This window comes from Psychrobacillus mangrovi (genome assembly GCF_037104765.1).
In the GTDB taxonomy this organism is placed as follows: Bacteria; Bacillota; Bacilli; order Bacillales_A; family Planococcaceae; genus Psychrobacillus; species Psychrobacillus mangrovi.
Genome location: NZ_JBAWSY010000001.1, coordinates 465,755 through 491,156 on the forward strand (window position 1 = coordinate 465,755; position 25,402 = coordinate 491,156).

Sequence of the window (25,402 nt, forward strand, 5' to 3'; positions counted from 1 at the left end):
GAAAAAAGGTTGTTTTTCTAATTAATTAGAAAACAACCTTTTTCATTTTTTGGATGATTCTCACTTTTCAATACATAAACCACATTGAAATCCTTTACTTTTAAATAATTGGTTTTCTATATTTTGTAGTTGAATACTAATAATAATAACTTTTAAGCTTTGGCCAAGTAGATTGCCAATTCTTTTTAAGTATTCGAGCCTTATAAATTTCCGCTAAATCACTAGATGCTAAAAAGCGAGAAGTTGGTTTTATGACTAGATGGATTAAATCTTCAATTCCATGAGGAGCAGTTAAGATAACGTTATCAACATCATCTAATTTTACACCTAAAGCTGTTACTGTTTCCGGAAAATTTGCTATTCCATCAACTGCCGATGAATATGCGGGTAAATTGTTTATTATGTGCATTCTAGCTTGATTTTTAACCGACCATGGTATTTTGGGCATGATATCTTTTAGGTTACTTTCAAACGTTTTTTCTAATTTTTCATTTGTATTGGACTCATCAAAATAAATCACATCAATATCTAATAAAGGCGTTCTAACTTTATAATTATGCATCGTATCCCAAATTTTAGAGCGTACAAAGCCTGCGCAAATCCACCAATCGGTAAGGTTAAGTTTTTTCGCAGCTTGTAACACTTCCATCATCCATTCATCTTCATTAATAAGCTTCGTAATATCATTTTCATTTGTTAACTTCATATATCTACCTCTTTCTTATCCTACTCATTTCATCTCCCCCTATCCATATATTAAGGATAATCCTTCTATACTTGTAAAACAATACTAATAACGTAATGCTCTGTTGCAATCTAATCTATTAAATAGTTATCTTCTTTTCTCTATTGAAGTACCCTAGTAAAAAGTGTTAGGCTTTCATAGTAATCAATCTTTTACTCACAACGTAAGGAGAGAATTATTTTGTCAACCAAACAGGCAAAAAATACAAGGAGTATAATGTTACTTATACTCGGTATAATTTCGATATCTGCAACATTAAGATCCCCGCTAACATCGGTTGGACCGATTATTTCATACATTCGAGATGGACTAGCTATTTCAAATGTCTTAGCAGGTTTTATAAATACTATTCCGCTTTTAGCATTCGCAATCGTTTCACCATTTGCACCAAAGATTGCTCGAAAATTTGGAATGGAGATGGCTCTGTTTCTCTCTGTATTATTGTTAGCTATTGGAATTATCTCTCGTTCAATAGGATCCACTACTTTTTTACTCGTTGGTACCGCACTTATAGGCATTGCAATTTCTTTTGGTAATGTATTGATGCCAAGTTTGATTAAACTTAAATTTCCTTTACAAGTTGGATTATTAACAGCAATTTTTACAGTCTCAATGAATATATCTGCAGGTATTGGGGCTGGAATTAGTTATCCAATAGCGTCTAGTACTTCATTCGGATGGCAAGGTGCTCTTGGGTGCTGGTCAATATTAACCATTATTGCTGCAATTATTTGGATTCCCCAAATTAAAAAGAAAGAAAGTTTGGAGACAAAAAGTGTATCTCCAAGCAAAAACGAAAAATCTTTATTGCATTCCCCTCTCACTTGGACTATTACATTAAGTATGGGGCTACAATCGCTAATATTTTATACAACTGCAGCATGGATTCCGGAAATACTACAATCTCAAGGGATGGAAGCAGATCAATCGGGGTGGATGCTATCCATCATGCAATTTGCACAACTACCTATGACCTTTTTAATACCGATTTTAGCTGGAAGATTAAAAGACCAACGAATACTTGTAGTAGTATTTACGGTGCTGTATTTAGTTGGTTTCATAGGCTTGTTAATGGGAATGAAATCTCTTGCTATTGTTTGGATGATATTCATTGGTTTAGCTGGAGGGGCTTCGTTTGGACTAGTAATGATGTTTTTCTCACTTCGAACTCGAACACCTATGCAGGCGGCAGATCTTTCCGGAACTGCTCAATCAATTGGATATTTGTTGGCAGCAATAGGTCCTGTTTTCTTCGGTTATATTCATGATGTAACCTTGAATTGGAATACTCCTATCATATTGTTTATCGTAGCGGCAATTTTATTATTCATTTCTGGCATGCATGCCGGAAGGGATCGTTACGTATTTCCTGAATAATAAATTACAAAAAAAGGAATCAGCGAATTTGACATGCTGATTCCTTTTTTATTTGGCACTGTTATTTATTTCTTTTGATTTATAACTAGTTGAGTTTGTTATTTATAATGGAGACATTATAGAGCAGATACAAGGATGTGCGCTTGCCGCACGCTACGCATGGGCCTCCGCAGGATGAGTCGCTCCAGAGGGATAGAGGGATGCGCTTGCGCATACAGCGGCTCATGCACGTTCGGCCATCGCGAATGCCTATAGTTGATATTCTATCTGATTTAGTCTATGCCTAATTGGTAATTAGACATTAGGTAGTACGGCTACGCATGAGAAAGCTATAGAATACATTTCAAAATTACCTATATATTTGTGAAGTTTCTTCTCAACTCTGTGAATAGTAACATCGATGTTAAAATGCCTTTTATTTAGTAAGGAGTACTTTGATAAAAATAATTAGGGGTCTTCTTTTCATTTGAAAATTGTTTATGAAAAATATGTGTTGTTGATGGAGATACTGGTGGTATCAACCATGTCCAGTTCCCTGTTACATCTCGTCCTGCATCCATTTCGTTTGACTCGAAACGCTTGAACTGCTGTGCTGCTGTATGGTGATCTACTATACTAATTCCTTCCTCTTTATAGGAATATAATACAGCTGCATTCAATTCAACTAATGCACGGTCCTTCCATAGGGAAGCATTAGATTTTGTATTTAAACCCATTCGCTCCGCAATTGCAGGAAGCATATTATAACGATAATCATCAGCTAAATTTCGTGCACCAATTTCTGTACCCATATACCATCCATTAAAAGGAGCGGCTGCATATGAAATTCCTCCGACTTCCAACTTCATGCTAGAGATTATAGGAACTGCATACCACTTTAATTGAAGATCTTCAAACCAATTATATTCAGGATGCCGAATGGATACTTCTAAGATATATTCTTTCGGAATCTCAAATAACTTGGGCTGATTATTTTTAATTTGAATTACTAACGGTAGGACATCAAACTGGCCACATTCACCCTTCCAACCTAAGTTTTCGCATACTTTTGTAAAAGGAATGGAGTCAGGATCACCAACAATACCATCAGACGATTCATAACCAGCATATCTAATTAACTGATGATTCCATATACGCACATTTGTAGAAGAAAATAAAGTAATGGTTGGTCGTATTCGTCCCTCATTTGAAGCAAACTGAATGTGCTCAAGTAATGCTTGGTATATTTCTTCTTCTGTTATTAAATCTCTCTTGTCCTTAACGTGCAAGCTTTGCCAAAATAAACGTCCTATACATTTATTGCTATTACGCCATGCCATTTTAGCACCATATGTAATTTCATCTAACGTCTGTTTATAATTGCCTTTATTCATTATTTCTTGTTCTATCTCAATTAACCGAGTTTGCATCTTTTCATTGGACTGACCTGTTTCATCATAATATGCATTTATAAAATCTTTCGCTTCTTTTAACACGCCATTCATCCTCTCACTGTTCATTACCATCATAAAAGAAACGGTTCAGAACAAACAAGTACTAAGGTCGCTTAAGTTGTGAGGGAATTATGACAGAATTAAAAGGTAGAAAAAACTCTAAAGTTGCTTACTCTAGTTCTTCAATTATGTATACTTCAGGATTCTGAATGATTATGTATGCTAACTGAACAAGTTTTTTTCAGAGTATGTAAGTTGTTTGATTTTTTTATTACACTTTGAATCTAGCTGAACTAAACGAACGATATTTTCTATAATTGATACAACTGGTTGTAAAATTTCTAGGTTTCGTTCACCATTAACTAGAAGAATATCGATGAGCTGTTCTCGTACGTTTACACTTGTGCACAATGCAACAACTTCGCCTGGAACTACCGTTTAAATGCAGGAAAGACAACTGAATCATTATCTGTTTTTCGACTTATAAAAATTTTAGGGACATTGTAAAACCGCAATTCTATGAATCTTTTGCTTATTATAGCTATAAGTTTATTTAATAATACATAAAAATAAGACACGAACCTTAGTGGTTCGTGTCTTATATTTATAATGCTACGGCTTGTTTATCCTTATTTTTCTCACGCGTAAATAATTGAATTGCTAGTAGAATCCCAAATATAACTAATCCTGTTATATCAGAAAAACTTTCTGGATAGATCAATAACAAACCTGCCCCAATTGCAAATATTCTTTCAATCCAAGTTACTTTTCGGTACCAGAAACCAATCATCCCGGCTCCAATAGCAATCATCCCAGTGATTGCTGTAAATACGACCCAAATTATTTCTAAGAATGTCGTATCAATCATTAACAAGGCAGGGGAGAATATAACCATATAAGGAATAATAAACGCAGCTACAGCTAATTTTGCTGCTACTACTCCTGTTTTAACTGGATCTCCACCTGAAACCCCAGACGCAGCAAACGCTGCTAAAGCAACTGGTGGCGTAATATCAGCAATTATACCAAAATAGAAAACAAAAAGATGTGCTGATAGTGCGACCACTAAAGGTACTGTTGCACCTGCTGGCATATCTAGCATGAGCAACGTAATAATTGCTGGAGCAGCAATTGTAGAAGTGATTACATAGTTAGCTGTAGTAGGTGATCCCATACCTAGAACAATGGAAGCTAACATAGTAAAGATTAGAGTTAAAAATATGTTACCTCCTGATGCAGAGATAAGTCCATTTGCCAAACTTAGACCTAGCCCTGTTTTCACAACTACCCCAACTATTATTCCAGCAGCTGCGGTGGCTGCAGCAACTGCAAGCGCCGTACGTGCTCCATCAACAAGAGCATCTATGATATCTCTAAAGCCCATTCTTGTTTGTTTATCAAATGCACTAAAAACAACAGCTGCTACTATACCCCAAAGAGCTGCTTGCATAGTAGGAACTCCGATAAACATTAATACGATTATCGCAACAATGGGGATTAACAGGTAAAGTTTCTTAAAAACTTCCTTCCTGTCTGGCATTTCTTCCTTTGACATTCCTCTTAAACCTACACGCTTTGCTTCAAAGTGAGTCATAATCCATATTCCAGCAAAGTATAATATAGCTGGAATTGCTGCTGCCTTAGCAATCTCCCAATAAGTTATACCTCCGATAAATTCTACCATTAAGAATGCTGCTGCTCCCATAATCGGTGGCATTAACTGACCACCAGTAGATGCGGCAGCTTCAACACCACCAGCAAATTCTTTACGGTAACCAAGTTTTTTCATCATCGGAATAGTATAAGAACCAGATGTTACAACGTTTGCTACCGAACTACCTGAAATTGTTCCTTGTAACGCACTTGAGAATATAGCCACTTTTGCAGGTCCTCCAACAAGACGACCTGCAATGGTCACTGCTAAATCATTGAAATATTGTCCAACACCTGTTTTCACTAAAAAGGCTCCGAAAAGTAAGAACACAAAGATAAATGTTGCAGATACACTAATTGGCGTTCCCAAAATTCCATCTGTTGTAAAAAACATCAAATGAATAAGGCTACTTAAATCCTGACCTCTGTGAGCTAGAAAGCCTGGGAAATATGGACCGAAAAATGCATAAACTAAAAACGCAGTAGCTATTATTGTTATCGGCATACCTACTGCCCTACGAGCTGCTTCTAATGTTAACAATACAGCTAGCGTTCCAACGATAAAATCCAGTTGTGTTAACTTACCAACTCTAAAAACAAGTTCTTGGTATTGTATTGGCCAGTATAAACCAACACCGATTGCTAAAAACGACAAAATATAATCATAGAATGGAATAGTTCCTTTTCTAAGAAATTTCTTACGTGCAGGAAATAATAGAAAAATTAAGGCCAACGCAAAACCTAAATGAATCGAACGTTGTAAATATGCTGTAAATTGCCCCCATATTGCTGTGTAGAGTTGAAATAATGAAAAGGCAAGTAAACCGAAAAAGATTATTTTCTTAACGACTCCATCAACAGATCTAGTATTTGACTCTGGATCGTATTTTTGTAATATAGCCAGTTGCTCTTCTTCTGACAGCTGTTTAAATTCATTTTTCTGATTATTAATTTGGTTCTTTTCAGTCATTAATTTTTTCTCCTTTCATTTGCTGGTAGAAAGAAAGTTTTCTCACTTCAAAAAAATATGATTTTCCACGTTTCAACGATTTTTTTAAATCAATTTTTTCTTCTAGATAGATAAAATATAAATCCATATCTATATTAGCTATAAATATTGTAAATGAGTCTAGTATCTCGTTTCTATATGTAAGAATATACTTTCCGTTTTTTTCTTCAAAAGTTTGCCCTTTTTCTGCGTATCCTGGCAAACCAATTGCTAGATCAGAATAATTCATTGAAAGCAATTGAATTTTTGAATTATTTGTTATTTTATATGATTCGATAACATCAGTCTTGTGTATAGAGTGTGTATAACGAATTTCAAAATGATCTTCATTTACTATAGGTAAATAGTGAATTATTGGATTATCGATTCTTGTTTCTCGAAAAACAAATACTTCCTGATAAGGATAAAAAATAAGAAGAGCTATTAGGCATGTAACTATAAGAATTACAGGCAACTTGAGAAAATACATTCTCACTCCTCCCATTAATTAAATAAAAAAGGGTATGAAGCATGCGCAACATAGCCCCTAATTATTTTTAGTTTATTATTTTACTTCATCAAAATATTTTTGAGCTCCTGGATGAACAGGGATCCCTATACCTTCTAAACCTGTTTCTGGTTTAATAAACTTACCTTTTGCATGCGTAATACTTGATGCGTTATCATAGATTGCTTTTGTCATTTCATATACTAAATCTTCTGGTAAATCATTACTTACTGCCAACATTGCTAGCACTGAAACTGTTGGAACATCTTCCGTAAGACCATACGTACCAGACGGAACTACGTCTTTAGCGTAATATGGATATTTCTTAATTAATTCGTCAGCTTTTGCATCTTCTACAGGTACAATAACTACATTAGCAACAGCATTTAAAGCCTCTACAGCACCAGTTGGAGTACCAGCAGTAATAAATGCAGCATCAATTTGTCCTGCTTGTAAACTATCTTGGGATTCACCAAAATCTAAGTTTTGAGGTTCAATATCATCCATTTTAATCCCATGAATTTCAAGTAATTGCTCAGCATTTGCATATGTTCCTGATCCAGGAGCTCCTACAGATACTTTCTTACCTTTTAGATCCTCAAAAGTTTTGATACCAGATTTATCAGTAGTTACAAGTTGAACAGTCTCAGGATATAACGCACCGAGTGCTGAAATTGTATCAATTTTATTCCCTTCAAACATAAATGTACCTTCGGTAGCATAGAAAGCAATATCAGTTTGTACGAATGCCACTTCTCCTGTTCCTTCTTGCAGCGCAGTCATATTTGCTGCTGAGGCTTGAGAAACTTCTGCAGTTGTTTTAATACCAGTTTCTTTGCTGATCAAATCTGCAAAGGTTCCACCAAGTGGATAATAAGTTCCTTGTGTTCCACCTGTTAAGATACTTAAAAATTTATAATCTTCTTTAGTTTTACCAGATTGTTCTCCAGAGCCACTTTCTTTAGTTGTGGTCTCCCCTTCTTTAGCCCCACAAGCAGATAACAATAATAAAATGAAAATACTTAATATTGCTATGCCCTTTATCTTATTGTTTTTCAATCCAATTCCTCCCTTTTCTATATAGTTCCCAAAGTACATTATAATTTTACCATAACCATTATTTGAATTGCCATCCTATTATATAAATTCTATATTATTATACTAATTTAAACACTTGAAAATGTATAAATACTATATTAAATATAGCATTATCCTGTTTTTATTAACAAAGTTAGCCTTATTAATGAATATTTATTCATTTTTCTATATAAGAAAAAAGAACATACATGAATCTTATAAAGATTCATATACATTCTCTTTCTAGTATTCATTAAGAGCAGCTACCTGGAGTTGAGTTTCTTACTTGAGATCCAGTTTCCCCTCTTAATAAGTCGCCTTCAGTTGTTTCAATAATTTGATTCGTTACATTATTAGAGATAGAATTTGCAACTAATTGAAGTAAGCTATTTACATCTCCTTGTGATTGCTTAAATTCTTGAACTATAGGAATATCGTCAATTTCAGCTTCAATTGCTTCAATTTTACCTTCAATCATTTTCAGTGCTTTTTCTTTTCCTAAATGTTGAAAGTTTACTGCTTGTTTTTGTAAGCTTTTCAGACTTGCAATTTTTTCACGAACTTGCTGATTTTCATTTATTTGTGCTTCTGCTCGTTTGAAGAAATCTACTTCTTCAGTATTAGCAATCATTGTAGCTATTTCTTTTGCTTTTTCAATAATTTCGTCTCTTGAATACTTTGTAGTCATGAAATTCCCACCCTATGTTCATTTGATACTTCAACTAATTCTCCAGTAAGTGACCAAGTTTTTGCTTCTGTAATTTTAACTTGTACTAACTGACCAATAATTTCTTTTGGACCTTTAAAGTTAACGAGCTTACTCTTTCTTGTGTAACCTGCTAGTACATCAGGATTATTTTTACTTTCCCCTTCTACTAACACTTCCACAATTTGTCCTTCATGCTTTTTCATCGCTGCGGCAGACATGTCATTCACTAGTTTATTTAAACGCTGCAATCTTTCTTTTTTTACTTCCATCTGTACATTATCAATCATTTTTGCAGCTGGAGTTCCTTCTCGAGGCGAGTAAATATACGTATAAGCAATTTCAAATCCAACTTCTTTATATAAAGTCATTGTTTCTTCAAACTGTTCATCCGTCTCATTTGGGAATCCTACAATAATATCTGTTGATAAAGACGCATTCGGAATGGCATCTTTAATTTTTCGAACAAGTTCTAAATAATGTTCTCTTGAATATTTACGAGCCATTATTTTTAAAATATCAGAAGAACCAGATTGAACTGGTAAATGAATATGTTCTACTAAGTTTCCGCCTTTTGCAAGTACTTCTATTAGATGATCATCAAAATCTCTTGGATGACTCGTCATGAAACGAATACGAGCTACATCAATTTTACGCAGATCATCCATTAGATCTCCAAAACGATAATCTAAATCTTCAAAGTCTTTACCGTATGCATTTACGTTTTGACCTAATAAGGTCACTTCCTTATACCCTTGAGCTGCAAGATGTCTAATTTCTTGAATAATATCTTCTGGACGTCGACTACGTTCTTTTCCACGCGTGTAAGGCACGATACAATATGTACAGAATTTATCACAGCCATACATAATATTTACCCAAGCTTTAATAGACCCTTTTCTTACTCTCGGTAAGTTTTCAATTACATCGCCTTCTTTTGACCAAACTTCTACTACCATTTCTTTTGAAAGATAAGCTTCGTTTAAGATGTTAGGCAAACGATGAATATTGTGTGTACCGAAAATCATATCCACTTGATGGTAAGTTTTTAAAATTTTGTTCACTACTGATTCTTCTTGCGACATACATCCACAGACACCGATTAATACATCAGGGTTGTTCTGCTTCAGATGTTTTAAGTGACCAAGCTCACCAAATACTTTATTTTCAGCATTTTCACGTATTGCACATGTATTGAGTAAAATCACATTTGCATCGTCAACAGTATCTGTTGGTTCATAACCCAGTTGCAGGAATATACCCGCCATTACTTCTGTGTCATGCTCGTTCATTTGACAACCATATGTGCGAATATAAAACTTGCGATTTTGACCCATTCTTCTAAACTCTTCGGCTATAGCAAAATCGTTATGGTAAGCTACATCTTCTTTACCTCTTTTTTTTGCTTCTTTTAAGGATGGTGGTGTATAGACTGTTTGAAAATATTTACTATAATCCTTCTCGGATTTTTTGTCCGGAGAATTAGGTTCTTTGATTTGATTACTTAATAATCGTGATTCTTCGTTCATGAGAACGCTCCTTTCTTTCATTCGTAAATAGCACGAATATCCATCCTATTATTATACTTAATACCACTCCATTGCTACAAGGTATAAACCTTAAAAGTTGTAAATTAGACACAAGAGACTAGCAAACGGTCTTTTCCACATTTAAACATTTATTTTAGGAAAATGATTTTTTTATAGAAGAAAGGCTTAATTGTAAAATACAATAATTGATTTTCGTTTCAGGCGGCGACTCCTGCTGTGAAAAGACCCCGCACTGAGCGTAGCGAGGGGGGCGGAAATCAACAGAGACCAGAAAAAAAGCGAGTATGTGAACGAAATATCGTTCACATACTCGCTAAGAGATACCTTGAATGTCTTCTATATCACATAAAGTCTTGTAACAATGTGTTAAATTCTTGCTCGCTCATTTTCAAATTTTGATCAACAAGAGGAGTTTGTGCGTAACCAGGAGCTTGCTCTTGGTAGGAAGGTGCATTTTCATTTTGATAAATGATTCCTGTTACGAGTCCTTCAGTTTCCATTACTACTTTCAGAGCATCTTCTCGATTCGTATGATCGTAGCCTTCTACATCAGAAAGCTTTGTTAAATGTTCTTTGAACCAATCATACGTATTTACTTTATTGTACGTTACACAAGGGCTAAACACGTTAATAAAAGAGAAACCTTTATGGTTAATACCAGCTTCAATAATCGCAGTTAACTCTTTAATATCGGATGAAAAACCTTGAGCAACAAAAGTAGCCCCAGAAGTAAGAGCTAATTCAAGCGGTTTAAGAGAAGGCTCAATTGCTCCACCAGGTGTTGACTTAGTTTTAAAACCTTCTGCAGAACGTGGGGAAGTTTGCCCTTTTGTTAGGCCGTAAATTTGGTTATCCATTACTACATATGTTAAGTCGATATTACGTCGGATGGAGTGAATAGTATGACCAATTCCGATAGCAAAACCATCACCATCTCCACCAGAAGCAATGACGTGAAGATCCTTGTTCGCCATCTTTAAACCTTGAGCAATAGGAAGCGCTCTCCCGTGAATCCCATGGAAACCATAAGAGTGAATATAGCCAGAAATACGTCCAGAACAACCAATACCAGATATTACTGCTAAATCATGTGGTTGAATACCAACATTTGCTGCAGCACGTTGAATAGCTGCTTGAACAGAAAAGTCACCACATCCTGGGCACCAGTTAGGTTTTACATTATTGCGAAAATCTTTAAATGTTACCATCAGTTAAGCAACTCCTTTACTTGTTTTTCAAGCTGGAATGGTAAGAAAGGTGTTCCATCATATTTCGTTACATTAATGACTTTATCATGACCGCCAACATTCATTTTTAAAATATTTGCTAATTGTCCTGTAGCGTTATTTTCAACTACTACTACTTTTTTTGCATTCGCAACAAGTGGCTGTACTTCATTCACTGGGAATGGATGAATTAACCGAATATGCGCATGATTCACTTTAAATCCTTGAGCAATAAATGTTTGTTGTAATTCTTCTAGCACTCCTCTTGTGGAGTTAAAACCAACAAATAAAATATCTGCCTCTTCATAAGGAGCACTTACATAAACAGGTTCACTAAAATTAATATTTTTTAGCTTACCAAGACGTTTGTCCATTTGTGCTTTACGATTAGTAGCAGCTTCGGACGGTTTTCCTGTTTCATCATGCTCTACGCCTGTTACATGGTGAATAGCATGTTCTGTACCTGGAAGAACACGTGGTGAAATACCATCCTCTGTGACTTCAAAACGTTTGAAGTAAGCTTTATCCTCCGATACAGGAACTTCTTCATTTTGAACTAATTTACCACGACGGATCTCAATTTTAGAATAATCAAATGGCTCAACAGTTTGTTTACCAAGTGAAAGTTGTAAATCGGATAAGATTATGACAGGACATTGAAGCTCTTCTGCAATATTAAACGCTTGAATTGTATCAAAAAATGCTTCTTCCCCTGTACTTGGTGCTATAACCACTTTTGGTATTTCACCATGTGTACCATAAATCATTTGCATTAAGTCAGACTGTTCTTGTTTTGTTGGAAGTCCTGTAGAAGGTCCTCCGCGTTGAGTGTCTACAATAACAAGTGGTTGCTCTGTCATACCAGAAAGCCCGATTGCCTCCATCATTAAAGATAGCCCTGGTCCTGCAGATGCTGTAAAAGCACGTACACCACCGTAGTTAGAACCTATAGCCATTGTAGCTGCGGCAATTTCGTCTTCTGTTTGAATAACTGCTCCACCGAATAGTGGGAGCTTTTTAATCATATATTCCATAATTTCAGAAGCTGGTGTAATTGGATAAGCCGCCATGAAGCGTACTCCTGCTGCTAATGCTCCAAGTGCTATAGCATCATTTCCAATCATAAACATACGGTGTTTCCCATCAGCTGCAACCAGTTCCCATTCCCCTAATCGGTCACCTAATTGTTCTGCCATAATATCAAAGCCTTGTTGAATGGCTTGCATATTTTTTTCTACTACTTCTGTTCCTTTTTTACCAAATATTTCATCTACTACACCTTGGAAAACTGCTTTATCTAAATTTAATAAAGCGGAAGTTGCCCCAATTGCCACCATGTTTTTCATAAGGGAAGTACCAAGTTCAGCTGCAATCTCTGTAAATGGAACTATATACATAGGTGCCAGACAATCTTCAGGAGAAACTGGAGAAAACTTAGAATCTGCTAATATAATACTTTTCTCTGTAAGTTCTTTGTAATTAACATCAATTGTTTCTTGATCAAATGCTACTAGTATATCTAAATTATCTGGTATGGTACGAACTTGAGTAGGTCGTACACAGATTTTATTATTCGTATGTCCACCTTTAATACGAGAAGAGAAATGACGATATCCGTAAAGGTAATATCCAAGGCGATTCATCGCCATTGAGAAAATTTCACCAGTACTTTCAATACCCTCTCCTTGCTGCCCGCCTACTTTCCAAGAAAGTTGTTGCAACATATAAACATCTCCTTACTATCTGGTTGAATGCTTTTTTCCTTCATTAGTTTATCACGAAGTAGTCATATTCACTATGTATTCAGAGTTTTTTTAGTGAAATTCAGACCTTTGACGGAATTGCACCGTCACAAATTATTCAGAAAATCGTTATGTATGTATCTTTTAAAATTTGCTCATAAGTAAAGCCGCTACAAATTATGTAGCGACTTTGTGGTATTTGACAATATCTATATTCAAAGAAAGCACCTCAAGCTAAATATGAACGCTTATCAGTGAATCAACACTTTGAATTTATTTTGTCTTTTTTTCTACCAATAACTTCAAAGCTGTCCGATCTTCACCTGAAATAATAATATCCGTGAAAGCAGGCGAACAAGTTAAGTCAGTTCCACTCGGTGCAACAAATCCTCTTGCTATGGCAATTGCTTTAATTGCCTGATTTAATGCACCAGCTCCTACTGCTTGCATTTCTGCATACCCTTGTTCTCTAATTACTGCTACTAAAGCACCTGCAACGGAATTTGGGTTTGAACGAGAAGATACTTTTAAAGAATCCACTATCATTTCTCCTTTTATCGCTAGATTATGAACTTGCTTTCGTCCATAATCTAACGTATGCATCGGAGTAATTTTTTAGACGCTCTAGCCTTTAAACGGATAGTCATCGTTTATATAAACACGTTCTTGATGAACCGCTTTTCCCGTAGCACCATCTACCTCTACAAAATAGCCACTTAACACAGAACGACCACTTTTTGGTACTTCAAAACGAGTTGGCATATTCGTTTGGAATCGATATAATACATCTTCTTTTTTCATACCTAATACTTCATCGTATGGTCCAGTCATACCTACATCTGTTATATAAGCAGTACCTCCAGGCAGAATGCGGGAATCAGCTGTTTGTACATGTGTATGCGTACCTACAACTACAGATGCTTTTCCATCTAAATGCCAACCAAAAGCAATTTTTTCACTTGTCGCTTCTGCATGGAAATCTACAAAAATAATGGGCGATAATTTTTTTGCTTCTTCTACTAACTCCGAAACTTTTTTAAAAGGGTCATCATGAGGTGGTAAGAAAGTTCTGCCATGTATATTAATAACGGAAACAGTTTGTCCATTTTTAGTAATTGATGTCATTCCTTTACCTGGTGCTTCCTCAGAAAAATTTGCAGGTCGAATTAAATAGTCAGTATCATCTATAAAGTCCATGATTTCTTTCTGATCCCATGTATGATTACCCATTGTTACAACATCTACACCCATATGCAATAAACCTTGGAAGATGTTTTTTGTAATCCCTCGCCCAGCCGCAGCATTTTCCCCGTTGGCAATTACTACGTCTGGATTATATTTTCTTTTAAGTCTTGGTAAATAGCTTTCTAATGTATCTCTTCCAATAGAACCCACGATGTCACCTATAAATAATATTTTCAAATTCTACTTACGTCCTCTCTCACGAAAAAAAGGCTTCGTTTAGAAGCCTTTCTTCTATTTAGCGTACTCTACTGCTCTAGTCTCTCTTATCACGGTCACTTTAATATGACCAGGATAATCAAGTTCTTCCTCAATCCGTTTACGTATATCTCTTGCCAAACGATGAGCAGAGATGTCATCAATTTGATCTGGTCGAACAATAATACGAATCTCTCTTCCAGCTTGAATAGCAAAAGATTTTTCAACGCCATCGTAAGACTCTGAAATTTCTTCTAGTTTTTCTAAACGACGAATATAGTTTTCTAATGTCTCGCTTCTTGCGCCAGGACGGGCAGCGGATAATGCATCAGCCGCAGCAACCAATACTGCAATAACAGAAGTGGCTTCAGTATCCCCATGATGGGAAGCAATACTATTAATAACTACAGGATGCTCTTTATACTTCCTTGCAAGTTCGACACCAATTTCAACATGGCTACCTTCAACTTCATGGTCAATAGCTTTTCCTATATCGTGAAGTAAACCTGCTCGTCTTGCTAATGTAACATCTTCACCGAGCTCAGCTGCGAGTAAACCAGCTAAAAATGCTACTTCTGTAGAATGTTTTAATACATTCTGTCCATAGCTTGTACGATAACGAAGTCGACCTAAAATTTTCATTAAGTCTGGATGTAAATTATGAACACCAACATCAAATGTAGTCTGTTCACCAATTTCACGGATTTGTTCATCTACTTCTCTTCTTGATTTTTCTACCATTTCTTCAATACGTGCTGGATGGATACGTCCGTCTTGTACTAATTTTTCAAGTGCTAGGCGGGCTGTTTCTCTACGTATTGGATCAAATCCTGATAGAATAACAGCTTCTGGTGTATCATCAATAATCAAATCAATACCAGTCAATGTTTCAAGCGTACGAATGTTTCTACCTTCACGACCAATGATACGACCTTTCATTTCATCGTTCGGTAAATTAACTACAGAAACAGTTGTTTCTGCAACATGATCAGCTGCAAATCGTTGTAATGCTAAAGAAAGAATTTCGCGTGATTTCTTATCTGCTTCTTCTTTCGCACGTGTTTCAGATTCCTTCGTCATTACTGCGATATCTGTAGCAAGCTCATTTTCAACTTCTTGAAGAATAATTGTTTTTGCTTCTTCACGTGTTAAAGTAGAGATTCTTTCTAGTTCGCTTTGTTGCTTATTAACTAGCTCGTCCACTTTACTTTCTTTCTGTTCGATATGCTGTTGTCTTTCGGTTAGAGCATCTTCTTTACGCTCAAGACCTACTTCTCTCTTGTTTAGAGCATCATCCTTACGATCAAGATTCTCTTCTCTTTGTAATAACCGATTTTCCTGTTTTTGCAGTTCCATACGGCGTTCACGGATGTCAGATTCTGCTTCAATTCGTAATTGGTGAGTTTCATCTTTGGCTTCTAATAGTGCTTCTTTTTTTAATGCTTCTGCTTCTCGCTTTGCTTCATCTAAGATGAGTGCAGAAGATTGATTTGCACCAGTCACTTTTGAATCGTTCACTTTTTTCAGATAAATATAACCAACAACGGCACCGACGATCAGACCAAGCAAAGCGGAGATGATAATTTCCAATAATGGCATTCGAACACCCCCTATTTGCTATTCTTTTTAAGTTTCAGTCGGCACAAATATGCTAACGCATATTGCCTTTTTCATCATAGTATTAGTAAAAGAAATTATACAATTTTAATTGTATAGATGTAGAAATACTCTGTCAAGGAATCGAGAGGAATATTATGAAGAAAAACAAAAGATGTCCACTTGTCAGCTACAGTATTTTCTTATAAATCTGCTTGTAAAAGTATTCTATTTCTACAATGAATACCTCAGACATACAAATGGCTTTTAACAGTTAATAAGCATTTTCTAAATATAGGAAAAAGTCCCCCAAGACTTCTAGGTTGTAGATAAACTCGAAATATTTTTATATAGGTTATTTTGGTTTACCGAAGCATACCGCTCGCTTTTTATCTAGGCCCAGTTGATTTCCGTTCTAGGCAGACGCTTTCGTCGGCATGGCTTCAGCCGCTTCTCTTGCTCCTGCGCAAGCTCGTCGCAAAAAAAACAATGCTCCTGCGCAAGCTTGTCACAAAAAACAATGCCCCTGCGGAAGCTCGTCGCAAAAATTAATTTCGCTACGCTCAGTCCAGGGTCTTCAGCTCATGCTATTGAAAAAAAGATAATTTTGAGGTAGTTGGCAAAGTCATATACGAAGTAAAAATAGGTAGTTGTAGAGTACTACTCTCTTAATAATAGAGATTGATTGACCGAAATGAAGAAAATATTAAAGACAGTTGGAATGAACTCGTTCCAACTGCCTTTTGTCTTTAATCGGAGTCTCAAACGCCTCCGATTATTATTCTTGATCTAATAATAACTCGAATTCTTCCTCTTCTTCTTCTGGCTCATGTCCGGCAATAGTATATGAAGCTGCAGTCATTCCAAGAGATTCACGAATTTTTTGTGATATTTCATTTTTAATTGCAAGATTTTCTTTAAGGAATTGTTTTGCGTTTTCTCTACCTTGTCCTATACGTTCTTCATTGTACGCATACCAAGAACCACTTTTTTGGATAATGTCCATTTCAGATCCAATGTCAACAATTTCTCCCTCTTGAGAAATACCTTCCCCATACATAATATCCACTTCTGCTGTTCTGAATGGTGGAGCTACTTTGTTTTTTACAACTTTAATCTTCGTTTTGTTACCTACAATATCCGTACCTTGTTTTATTGCTTCTGCGCGTCTAACTTCCAAACGTACTGAGCTATAAAATTTAAGTGCACGTCCTCCTGGTGTAACTTCTGGATTACCGAACATCACGCCAACTTTTTCACGAATTTGGTTGATGAAGATCGCAATAGTATTTGATTTATTAATAGCACCGGAAAGTTTACGCAATGCCTGTGACATTAAACGAGCTTGAAGACCAATATGAGAATCTCCCATTTCACCTTCAATTTCAGCTTTTGGTACAAGAGCTGCTACAGAATCAATAACTAAAATTTCTACTGCACCACTGCGTACTAATGCCTCAGCTATTTCTAGTGCTTGTTCCCCTGTGTCGGGTTGAGATAAAAGTAGTTCATCGATATTTACACCTAGTTTTTGAGCATAGACAGGATCTAGCGCATGCTCTGCGTCAATGAAAGCAGCTTGGCCTCCAGTTTTTTGTACTTCAGCAATCGCATGAAGAGCAACTGTAGTTTTACCAGAGCTTTCTGGACCGTATGTTTCAATTATGCGACCTCTTGGGTATCCACCTATTCCTAAAGCTGCATCAAGTGCTAAAGAACCACTAGATGAAGTTGAAATTTCTCTATCTGTTTTTTCACCAAGTTTCATAATTGAACCTTTACCAAATTGTTTCTCTATTTGTTTTAAAGCCATTTCTAAAGCTGCTTTACGATCATTAGCCAATTGTTTTCCTCCTCAGAAGATATCTGTTTTTATTTCTATCTCTACTATACTAGGTATTTGAGAAATATTCAAGAAAAAAGCGAACGTTTATTCGTTTATTTTTAACGACAATTTAATTTTTGGACTTAAAAACGACTCAAAATTAAATTTTGGGTCGTTTTAGATAATGAAAATAAATTAATAAAGTTAAATTGTCTTATAACCTTGCTCGCGAAGTAATCTTATTAAGTAATGAATAGTAAATTTCACAGCTCGCAATCTATTCGTGTTTCTCATACCGGAAAGACTTAACTTATACGAAACTGGGGACATATCGTTTAATGCAATGCCTATCCATACTGTTCCAGCCGGCTGACCACCATGAGCATCTGGTCCTGCTGCCCCTGTTATGCCAATACCTATATTTGTATCAAATTTTTCTTTAATACAAGTTGCCATAGCCACAGCGCACTCGCTAGATACTACACCAAAGTCGTCAATTACTTGCTGTTCTACGCCAAGTTGATTAACTTTTATAGATTCGGTATATGTAATCATACCACCAACTAATACTGCACCCATCCCTTTAACTGCAGCAATTTCTGATTGAAACAACCCTGCAGTCATGCTTTCTGCAGCAGAAATAGTTAATTGATTTTCAACTAATATCTCTTGAAGCTTAGATGCCAAAGAATCGTTATTGTATCCATACACATATTCGCCTACACGGTCAAAAATCTCTTTTTGAAGAAGCTCAATTTTTTCCCATGCTTCTGCTTCTGAATTACTTTTAGCTGTTAGTCGTAATGTAACTTCTCCATCTGAAGCAAGTGGGGCCAATGTGGGGTTTGTTTGATTATCCAATAAGTCTTGTACCCGCGTTTCCAGTTCTGCTTCACCAATACCATAAAAACGCATAACATGAGACAAAATAACTGTTTCTTCATTGAACAACTTTGGAAGTAAAGGTTTTGCTTCAAATTGGAACATAGGCTCCATTTCTTTTGGTGGTCCTGGTAAAAGTATATACGAGTGATTCTCTGTCGTTAAGAGCATCCCAGGTGCCATACCGTTTTTATTTGGCAATACTGTGCATCCTTCAAGCACTAATGCTTGTTTTTTATTATTTTCGGTCATTTCTCGATTCATTCTCTTAAAGAAGTCTTCGATATATAGTAATGCCTGTTTATCAAGTACTAACTTTTTGTTTAAATGCGCAGAAATAGTTTCTTTCGTTAAGTCATCTTTTGTTGGACCTAAACCACCTGTAAAAATAATTAAATCTGCTCGATTTTCTGCAATCTCAATAGAATTGAGTAATCGTTTTGGGTTATCACCCACTACCGTATGAAAATATACATCGATTCCTAATTCAGCTAGTTGAGAAGAAATAAATCGAGCATTGGTATTGGAAATCTGCCCTAACAGTAATTCTGAACCTACAGCAATTATTTCTGCTTTCATCTAACACTACTTCCTTCCTATCACTTAGAGTCAAGTAAAACTTTACGGTTTAAATAAAAGTAATCAAATCCAGACCATAAAGTAAAAATGAGACATACATATAACATAATCATATCAAAAGGGATAGAGAACATTTCAAAAAAGACATTGCCTAATAACAATGAAGAAATTGCGATGATTTGTGTCCACATTTTTATTTTACCCAACTGGTTCGCAGCAACTACTTCTCCTTCGTTTGCAAGTATTAAACGTAGTCCTGTTACAGCAAATTCGCGGCTAATAATTAATATTACTACCCAAGCAGGAGCCATACCATACTGAACTAAAATAATAAGAGCAGCAGAAACTAATAATTTATCCGCCAATGGATCCAAAAATTTCCCCATATTCGTTACGAGATTATATTTCCGAGCATAATAACCATCGATGAAATCCGTAATGGAAGCAATGATAAAAATAATTGCCCCAATTAAATGTCCTAAAGGAATTGTAGCTCCAAGGAAACTAACTTCCCCCCAGTTAAAATCTACAAGCATAAAAAACATAAATACTGGAATTAAAAAAATACGAAACATAGAAATCTGATTTGGAATATTCATTTTCATTTATTAAAAACTCCTTTCTTAAGAACAAAAAGCCATCTAAATAGATGGCTACAGATTGAAGACAAAATTTAGTCTATATACTGTAGATTATCTTCCTGAGCATATAGAAATAATAAGGAAGCACTTTTTTGTTTTGGAGAACCGTCCGCTCGAACTCCTGAGGGAAAAACGAGACAGTCGAGACCCCTACACGTAAAAGGGGAAGGAACCGCTATGGGCGCCTCGGCGCTCGCCCGCGGTAAGCTTCGGAAAACCAATACATTCGAGTTTGTCTACAACCTGAAGCCATCTAAATAGAAGACTATTTGTTGAACTGTATTACTAAATTTTGAGTTGTATTAGCGGATTTAAACTCAACTAATTGATCATTTATTAATACCGTGTTTCCTGGTGTATGACCTAAACGAATTCGTACTCGTGTTAAAGCACTTGCATCAAACTCGAATGTTTCACCAGCATTAACCGCCTGATCAACTAAAATTTTATTATCCTGGTCTCTAATATTCAACCAAGTTTTATTTGTTGCTACAATCTTGACTAAATAAGCTTCTGCTCCAGTTAAATCATATGTTGTTGTTTCACCTTGTGTTTCAACAAATGTTAACTGTTGTTCTGGCTTAGGTTCTTCTACAACTTCTTCTTGCTCTTCTTCCTCTGGTTTTTCTTCCTCAGTCGGTGGAACTGGATTAGTTTCCTCTTTTGGTGGTTTCGTCTCCAGAGTTAAGCCATTATCAGAATTAACCGGATCCGTTTCATCATTTTTCGGTGAATTTTGAAATAAAAACCATAAAATCACGATAATAGCGATTGCAAAAAGTGCAACTACAATCATTGGAAAAATCTCCATAAAGTTGTTGGTTGAACGACCACCTAAAGATCTCCTAGAGGGAGTTGTAGTTATATTTTTTGAAACTTCTTCATTTACTGGCGTGGGAATCTCCGATTTATAAGTGTCTAATAATTCGTCCCCATTTAAACCAACAGCTTCTGCATATTGCTTAATAAAAGCTCGCACATAGAATGAACCAGGCATAGTTGCATAATTTCCTTCTTCAATTCCAGCCAAATATCTCTTTTGAATTTTTGTTATTTCTTGTAGATCATCAATACTAAATCCTTTTGCTATTCTCGCCTCTTTTAAGCGAGCACCTAGTTCCGTCACTTAAAACACCTGCCCGTTTAAAAATTAAATCCACCAAATCCGCCAAATCCACTTAAACCTTTGTCGGACATTCCGTGGTTTTTCTCCATCATTTCGTACGTGATTTCCTCATCTGGATTATGACGAAGTTCAATTATATAGTCAAAATCATCAATCGAATACTCCGAATGTTGAATAAACATGTCCGGGTGTTCTACTACTTTAATAGTAGGCATCCGCATCATTTCTCTTACTAACATTTGATGTTTTTCATCATTCGACTTTCTAGTAACTATACCGTCTAAAATAAATATATTTCGATCACTAAACTCATCTCCAGCAAGCTGACTTCTAATCGTTTGCTTAATCATTGTAGAAGATAAAAAGATCCACTTTTTGTTAGCACAGACACTAGCAGCAACAACTGATTCGGTTTTACCCACACGCGGCATCCCTCTAATTCCAATTAGCTTGTGACCTTCCTGCTTAAATATTTCTGCCATAAAATCCACTAGTAAGCCTAACTCGTCTCGTACAAAACGAAATGTCTTTTTATCATCTGCGTCACGTTGTATATACCTGCCATGTCTAACTGCTAAACGGTCTCTTAACTTTGGTTCCCTAAATTTAGTTAATTGAATCGTTTCCATCGTAGAAGCTATATGCTCAAAGCGCTCAATATTCTCTTTTTTTTCGGCTTTTATCAACATTCCTCGACGGCCTTCGTCAACACCATTAATCGTGACGATATTAACCCTTAGCATACCAAGTAAAGAAGAAATATCTCCCAAAAGTCCCGGACGATTTATTTGAATGTCATATTCAAAAAACCACTCACTTGCCATAGTAATCTGTCCTCTCTATTTAGATGACGTTTCATTTCATTATAAGTTCTATCATATATGATTTTTGAGATGAATAAAAGAAAAAAAGAAAAGAGATACAATAACTCTCTTTTCTTTTCATATTAAATATACCATCCACCATTTACCCGGATAATTTGACCAGTTATATAATATGCTTTTTCACTCACTAAAAATTCGACGGCATTTGACACATCATCCGCAGTACCAAATACACCAGCAGGTATTTCTTCTAATAACAGTTCCCGTGCTTCAACATCTAAATGATGATTCATTTTAGTATCAATAAAACCTGGAGCAACAGCGTTTACAGTAATTTTTTGCAAAGCAACTTCTTTTGCATATGCTTTTACAAACGCATGTTGGGCACCTTTTGCAGCGGAATACGCTACTTCATAAGAAGCTCCAGTATCTCCCCAAATGGAACCTACAAAAACGATCGAAGCATTCTCATTTTTACGAAGCTTTGGTGTAAGTTTTCCGACCAAATAGATAGGATGTTCTACATGTACTTGAAACAGATCTCGTATTTCAAGTAAAGATGTCTCTTCCAATCCTTTATACAAACTATGCCCTTGAGCAAAAATTATAGTTTGAAGTGAAAAAATAGATGCAATTAAAGTTTCAACAGAGGTAGCACTTCTTAAATCCCCTTGAACAAGCATAAATTCTTGTTCTGGATAAGCAGAATCTAGTTCTGCCATCAATTTTTTTACACGTTCTTCATTAGTAGCAAAATGTAAGTACAATGACCAACCGGCTTCAGCAAGTTTATAGCTAATTGCATGACCAATCTCCCCAGATGCACCTACGACTAAAGCAAATTGGTTAGTCATTAAGCAACTTCTCGTTTGGAATAACTGTAAATACCGTATGCATTTCTTTGCTCGTCAACGATTCAAACGCATGCTTTACTTGTTCCATCGTTAAGTTTTCTAAAGCAGGGACCACATCAAATAAATTCATCTTGTTAAACGAATATCGAGTAAATTGATTTGCAATATATTCAATAGAATTCAAAGCACGTAAGAAGAAACCTATTTTTTTGCGGGTAACTCGTTTCAAGTCTTCTTCCGTGAATTTCCATTCATTCTGATTATCTAAGATTGTTTGATTGATTGAATTAACAAGTGCTTCTGGATTAGTAGAATCTGAACCAATCATTGTAAATCCATAGCCATGTTCCATTGAATAATCAGCAGAGTACGACTCATCGATATATCCTTTTTCATATACATCTTGATAAAAGGATGAAGTTCTGCCAAAAATTAATTCAACTGCTACCTGCATGGAAAGCTCATAATTTAACATTTCATTGCCAAAAATATCAGTATTATTTGATTTGATTCCGTACATTACTTTTGGTTTTTGTACATCCATTTGGAGCGTTCGCTCTTGGATATTAACAGAATCTTGCTCATTCGGGAAAAATCTTTTGATTTCTTGTGGTTTCTCGAATGATTTGGAAGCTTGATCCTCTTTAATAAAATTCATCATGATATCTGGATCAACAGCACCGACGACAAATACCATCATATTTGATGGGTGGTAAAACGTGTTGTAGCATTCATATAAATGATCTGCAGTAATTTTATTGATTGATTCAATTGTACCTGCAATATCAATTTTCACAGGATGTTCTTTATACATGTTTTCAATCGCACCAAAGTATAATCGCCAATCTGGTTGGTCATCATACATTGTGATTTCCTGGGCAATAATACCTTTTTCCTTTTCAACTGTTTGTTCTGTGAAATAAGGCTGTTGAACAAAATCAAGCAATGTTTTCGTATTATCTAACACATGATCTGTGGACGAAAATAAATAAGAAGTTCTAGTAAATGAAGTAAAAGCATTAGCCGAAGCACCTTTTTCACTGAACTGCTGAAATACATCGCCCTCTTCTTTTTCGAACATTTTATGCTCTAAAAAATGTGCAATCCCGTCAGGAACTACGACCGGTTCCTCTTTGCCAAGAGGGATAAACTCACGATCAATTGATCCATAATTGGTTGTAAAGGTCACGTATGTTTTGGAAAATCCCTTTTTCGGTAAAATATATACATTTAGTCCGTTCGGTAGTTGTTCGTGGTATAAAGTTTCATCTAATTGTTGAAAATATGTTTTATTCATTATCTGCACCATCCTTACCAGATAGGAAATAGACAAATTCCTTTTCTATCTTAGTAGCCATTTGTTGAATTTGGTCTTTTGTAACATTGGACCATTTTTCAAACCACTCTTCTACTGTAAAATTTTCATTCAATTCTTTGTATTGGTCATAAATTTCAATTTGTGCTCGAGCAGAATCTAGAGCTTCCTTCAACTGGTTTTTTAACATTGATCTCGTTTGGTTTATTTCTAAATCAGTAATCTCACCAGCTTGCATTACTTTCAATTGTTCATCAATTAACTGTACTGCTTTTTCTTGCAAGTTCGAGTCAATGCCTGCTAACACAAAAATTAGACCATACATCGATGAATAGTTACTAGATGCGTAATAAGCCATACTTTCTTTTTCACGAACATTCATAAATATTTTGGAGTGGGCAAATCCCCCGAAAATCCCATTTGTCATCTGCATAATAGGAAATTCTTCAGAAAAGAAAGTGATGGGAGTGTGATAGGCAATATGTAATTTACCTTGTTTCATCTCTTGTATTTCGTGTAAGAATTCCTTATTTTGAACTACTTTTTGTGTATCATGTTTTGCTTGGACCTTGTCTTTACGATTTGTAAACGGGAAATAACTTTCAATTTTACCTTTGATATCATTAACATCTAAGTCACCAACTATGTAAATAGATAATTCATCATCATTCAATAATTTACTATGCATTTCAATTAATTGATCACTTGTTACTGCTTGAACCGCAGGAACCGTTCCATTTGCAGATATGGAAGCCGGATGATTAGGGCGAATGTTTTCCAATAGACGTTGTTGTGCATATCTAGTTTTATCATCATACATTGATTGAATTCTTTCTATGACTTGTTCCTTTTCTCGTTTTACAATTGATTCAACAAATTTACCATTAACTAAAAGAGGTTTATAAATTACTGTAGAGAGCAAAGAAATTACTTCATCTACTACCTTTTCATTGGACAAATATGCATCATTTACGGTTTCTGCATTCAGCGAAAAGATATGATTATTTCCTTTTTTTGTCGTATCGAAATATAAAACTGCTCCGTATAACTCATCTACGCGTTTACGAAATTCGGAATTGGTAGGATACATTTCGTTACTATATTGAAGTATATTGGCAAGTACTGCACGAATTGCTGCGTCTTGAACGGCAATCGGTTGTTTCCATTTAAATGAAATATTAATTGTTTTAAATTGTTCTGTCGGTCTAACATAAAGCTTTACACCATGTGCAAGTTCAAACTTCTGAAACATGTTGTTATCCCCCTTTTTCTATATAGTTTACGCTTTCTTCTATTCACTATACATCTTCCTTTA

At 35.6% G+C, this 25,402-nt stretch carries 21 protein-coding genes; 1 reads left to right on the plus strand and 20 read right to left on the minus strand.

All coding sequences use genetic code 11. The features are described 5' to 3' along the window. Window positions 1-136: 136 nt before the first annotated feature. The gene (locus WAX74_RS02345) at window positions 137-706 is read right to left on the minus strand and encodes a nucleotidyltransferase family protein (protein ID WP_336496042.1); all 570 of its coding nucleotides are present in this window, start codon (window positions 704-706) and stop codon (window positions 137-139) included. 255 nt (window positions 707-961) lie between these two features. On the opposite strand from WAX74_RS02345, the gene WAX74_RS02350 reads away from it, so the two are divergent. Further along, window positions 962-2,122 carry a CynX/NimT family MFS transporter gene (locus WAX74_RS02350; RefSeq protein WP_336496206.1) on the plus strand — a complete coding sequence of 387 codons (1,161 nt, stop codon included), beginning with the start codon at window positions 962-964 and terminating at the stop codon, window positions 2,120-2,122. Between the two features lie 419 nt (window positions 2,123-2,541). Here the strand turns inward: WAX74_RS02350 and WAX74_RS02355 are convergent, their stop codons facing one another. From WAX74_RS02355 to yfmF, 19 genes are all read right to left on the minus strand, one after another. Next, window positions 2,542-3,627 (minus strand): nitric oxide synthase oxygenase, encoded by a 1,086-nt coding sequence (locus WAX74_RS02355; RefSeq protein ID WP_413788912.1) that lies wholly within the window; start codon window positions 3,625-3,627, stop codon window positions 2,542-2,544. 532 nt (window positions 3,628-4,159) lie between these two features. Continuing rightward, window positions 4,160-6,178, minus strand: coding sequence for a TRAP transporter permease (locus WAX74_RS02360; protein WP_336496044.1), 2,019 nt, complete (start codon window positions 6,176-6,178; stop codon window positions 4,160-4,162). Then, a complete protein-coding gene (locus WAX74_RS02365) occupies window positions 6,171-6,686 on the minus strand; it encodes a DUF1850 domain-containing protein (protein ID WP_336496045.1) in 516 nt (171 codons plus the stop codon). The genes WAX74_RS02360 and WAX74_RS02365 overlap by 8 nt, the downstream gene beginning before the upstream one ends. Window positions 6,687-6,761: 75 nt before the next feature. Then, on the minus strand, window positions 6,762-7,763 hold the full coding sequence (locus tag WAX74_RS02370; protein ID WP_336496046.1) for a TAXI family TRAP transporter solute-binding subunit: 1,002 nt from the start codon (window positions 7,761-7,763) through the stop codon (window positions 6,762-6,764). Between the two features lie 271 nt (window positions 7,764-8,034). Further along, entirely contained in the window at window positions 8,035-8,469 is a 435-nt protein-coding gene (locus WAX74_RS02375) for a YlbF/YmcA family competence regulator (protein ID WP_336496047.1), read from the minus strand. Continuing rightward, window positions 8,466-10,016, minus strand: a complete 1,551-nt coding sequence (gene miaB, locus WAX74_RS02380; protein WP_336496048.1) for a tRNA (N6-isopentenyl adenosine(37)-C2)-methylthiotransferase MiaB — start codon at window positions 10,014-10,016, stop codon at window positions 8,466-8,468. Before miaB ends, WAX74_RS02375 begins: the two co-directional genes overlap by 4 nt. Window positions 10,017-10,378: 362 nt before the next feature. Further along, the gene (locus tag WAX74_RS02385; RefSeq protein ID WP_336496049.1) at window positions 10,379-11,245 is read right to left on the minus strand and encodes a 2-oxoacid:ferredoxin oxidoreductase subunit beta; all 867 of its coding nucleotides are present in this window, start codon (window positions 11,243-11,245) and stop codon (window positions 10,379-10,381) included. Beyond that, the gene (locus WAX74_RS02390; RefSeq protein ID WP_336496050.1) at window positions 11,245-12,987 is read right to left on the minus strand and encodes a 2-oxoacid:acceptor oxidoreductase subunit alpha; all 1,743 of its coding nucleotides are present in this window, start codon (window positions 12,985-12,987) and stop codon (window positions 11,245-11,247) included. Before WAX74_RS02390 ends, WAX74_RS02385 begins: the two co-directional genes overlap by 1 nt. A gap of 291 nt (window positions 12,988-13,278) precedes the next feature. Then, entirely contained in the window at window positions 13,279-13,545 is a 267-nt protein-coding gene (locus tag WAX74_RS02395) for a stage V sporulation protein S (protein WP_053589913.1), read from the minus strand. Between the two features lie 84 nt (window positions 13,546-13,629). After that, window positions 13,630-14,427, minus strand: a complete 798-nt coding sequence (locus WAX74_RS02400; RefSeq protein ID WP_336496051.1) for a TIGR00282 family metallophosphoesterase — start codon at window positions 14,425-14,427, stop codon at window positions 13,630-13,632. Between the two features lie 54 nt (window positions 14,428-14,481). Then, window positions 14,482-16,044 carry a ribonuclease Y gene (gene rny / locus WAX74_RS02405; protein ID WP_336496052.1) on the minus strand — a complete coding sequence of 521 codons (1,563 nt, stop codon included), beginning with the start codon at window positions 16,042-16,044 and terminating at the stop codon, window positions 14,482-14,484. Window positions 16,045-16,819: 775 nt separating this feature from the next. Next, window positions 16,820-17,884 (minus strand): recombinase RecA, encoded by a 1,065-nt coding sequence (gene recA, locus WAX74_RS02410; protein WP_336496053.1) that lies wholly within the window; start codon window positions 17,882-17,884, stop codon window positions 16,820-16,822. 186 nt (window positions 17,885-18,070) lie between these two features. Continuing rightward, entirely contained in the window at window positions 18,071-19,327 is a 1,257-nt protein-coding gene (locus WAX74_RS02415; RefSeq protein WP_336496054.1) for a competence/damage-inducible protein A, read from the minus strand. Window positions 19,328-19,347: 20 nt separating this feature from the next. Beyond that, a complete protein-coding gene (pgsA, locus tag WAX74_RS02420) occupies window positions 19,348-19,926 on the minus strand; it encodes a CDP-diacylglycerol--glycerol-3-phosphate 3-phosphatidyltransferase (protein ID WP_336496207.1) in 579 nt (192 codons plus the stop codon). A gap of 307 nt (window positions 19,927-20,233) precedes the next feature. Further along, window positions 20,234-21,094, minus strand: a complete 861-nt coding sequence (locus WAX74_RS02425) for a helix-turn-helix domain-containing protein (RefSeq protein ID WP_336496055.1) — start codon at window positions 21,092-21,094, stop codon at window positions 20,234-20,236. A 17-nt stretch (window positions 21,095-21,111) separates the two neighbouring features. Next, window positions 21,112-21,918 (minus strand): DUF3388 domain-containing protein, encoded by an 807-nt coding sequence (locus WAX74_RS02430; RefSeq protein WP_336496056.1) that lies wholly within the window; start codon window positions 21,916-21,918, stop codon window positions 21,112-21,114. Window positions 21,919-22,040: 122 nt separating this feature from the next. Next, complete coding sequence (gene ymfI / locus WAX74_RS02435; RefSeq protein WP_336496057.1) at window positions 22,041-22,772, minus strand: elongation factor P 5-aminopentanone reductase; 732 nt, start codon at window positions 22,770-22,772, stop codon at window positions 22,041-22,043. Continuing rightward, complete coding sequence (gene yfmH / locus WAX74_RS02440; RefSeq protein ID WP_336496058.1) at window positions 22,765-24,069, minus strand: EF-P 5-aminopentanol modification-associated protein YfmH; 1,305 nt, start codon at window positions 24,067-24,069, stop codon at window positions 22,765-22,767. The genes ymfI and yfmH overlap by 8 nt, the downstream gene beginning before the upstream one ends. Then, window positions 24,062-25,339: an EF-P 5-aminopentanol modification-associated protein YfmF gene (gene yfmF / locus WAX74_RS02445; protein WP_336496059.1), complete on the minus strand. Its 1,278-nt coding sequence runs from the start codon at window positions 25,337-25,339 to the stop codon at window positions 24,062-24,064. Before yfmF ends, yfmH begins: the two co-directional genes overlap by 8 nt. Between the last annotated feature and the right edge of the window lie 63 nt (window positions 25,340-25,402).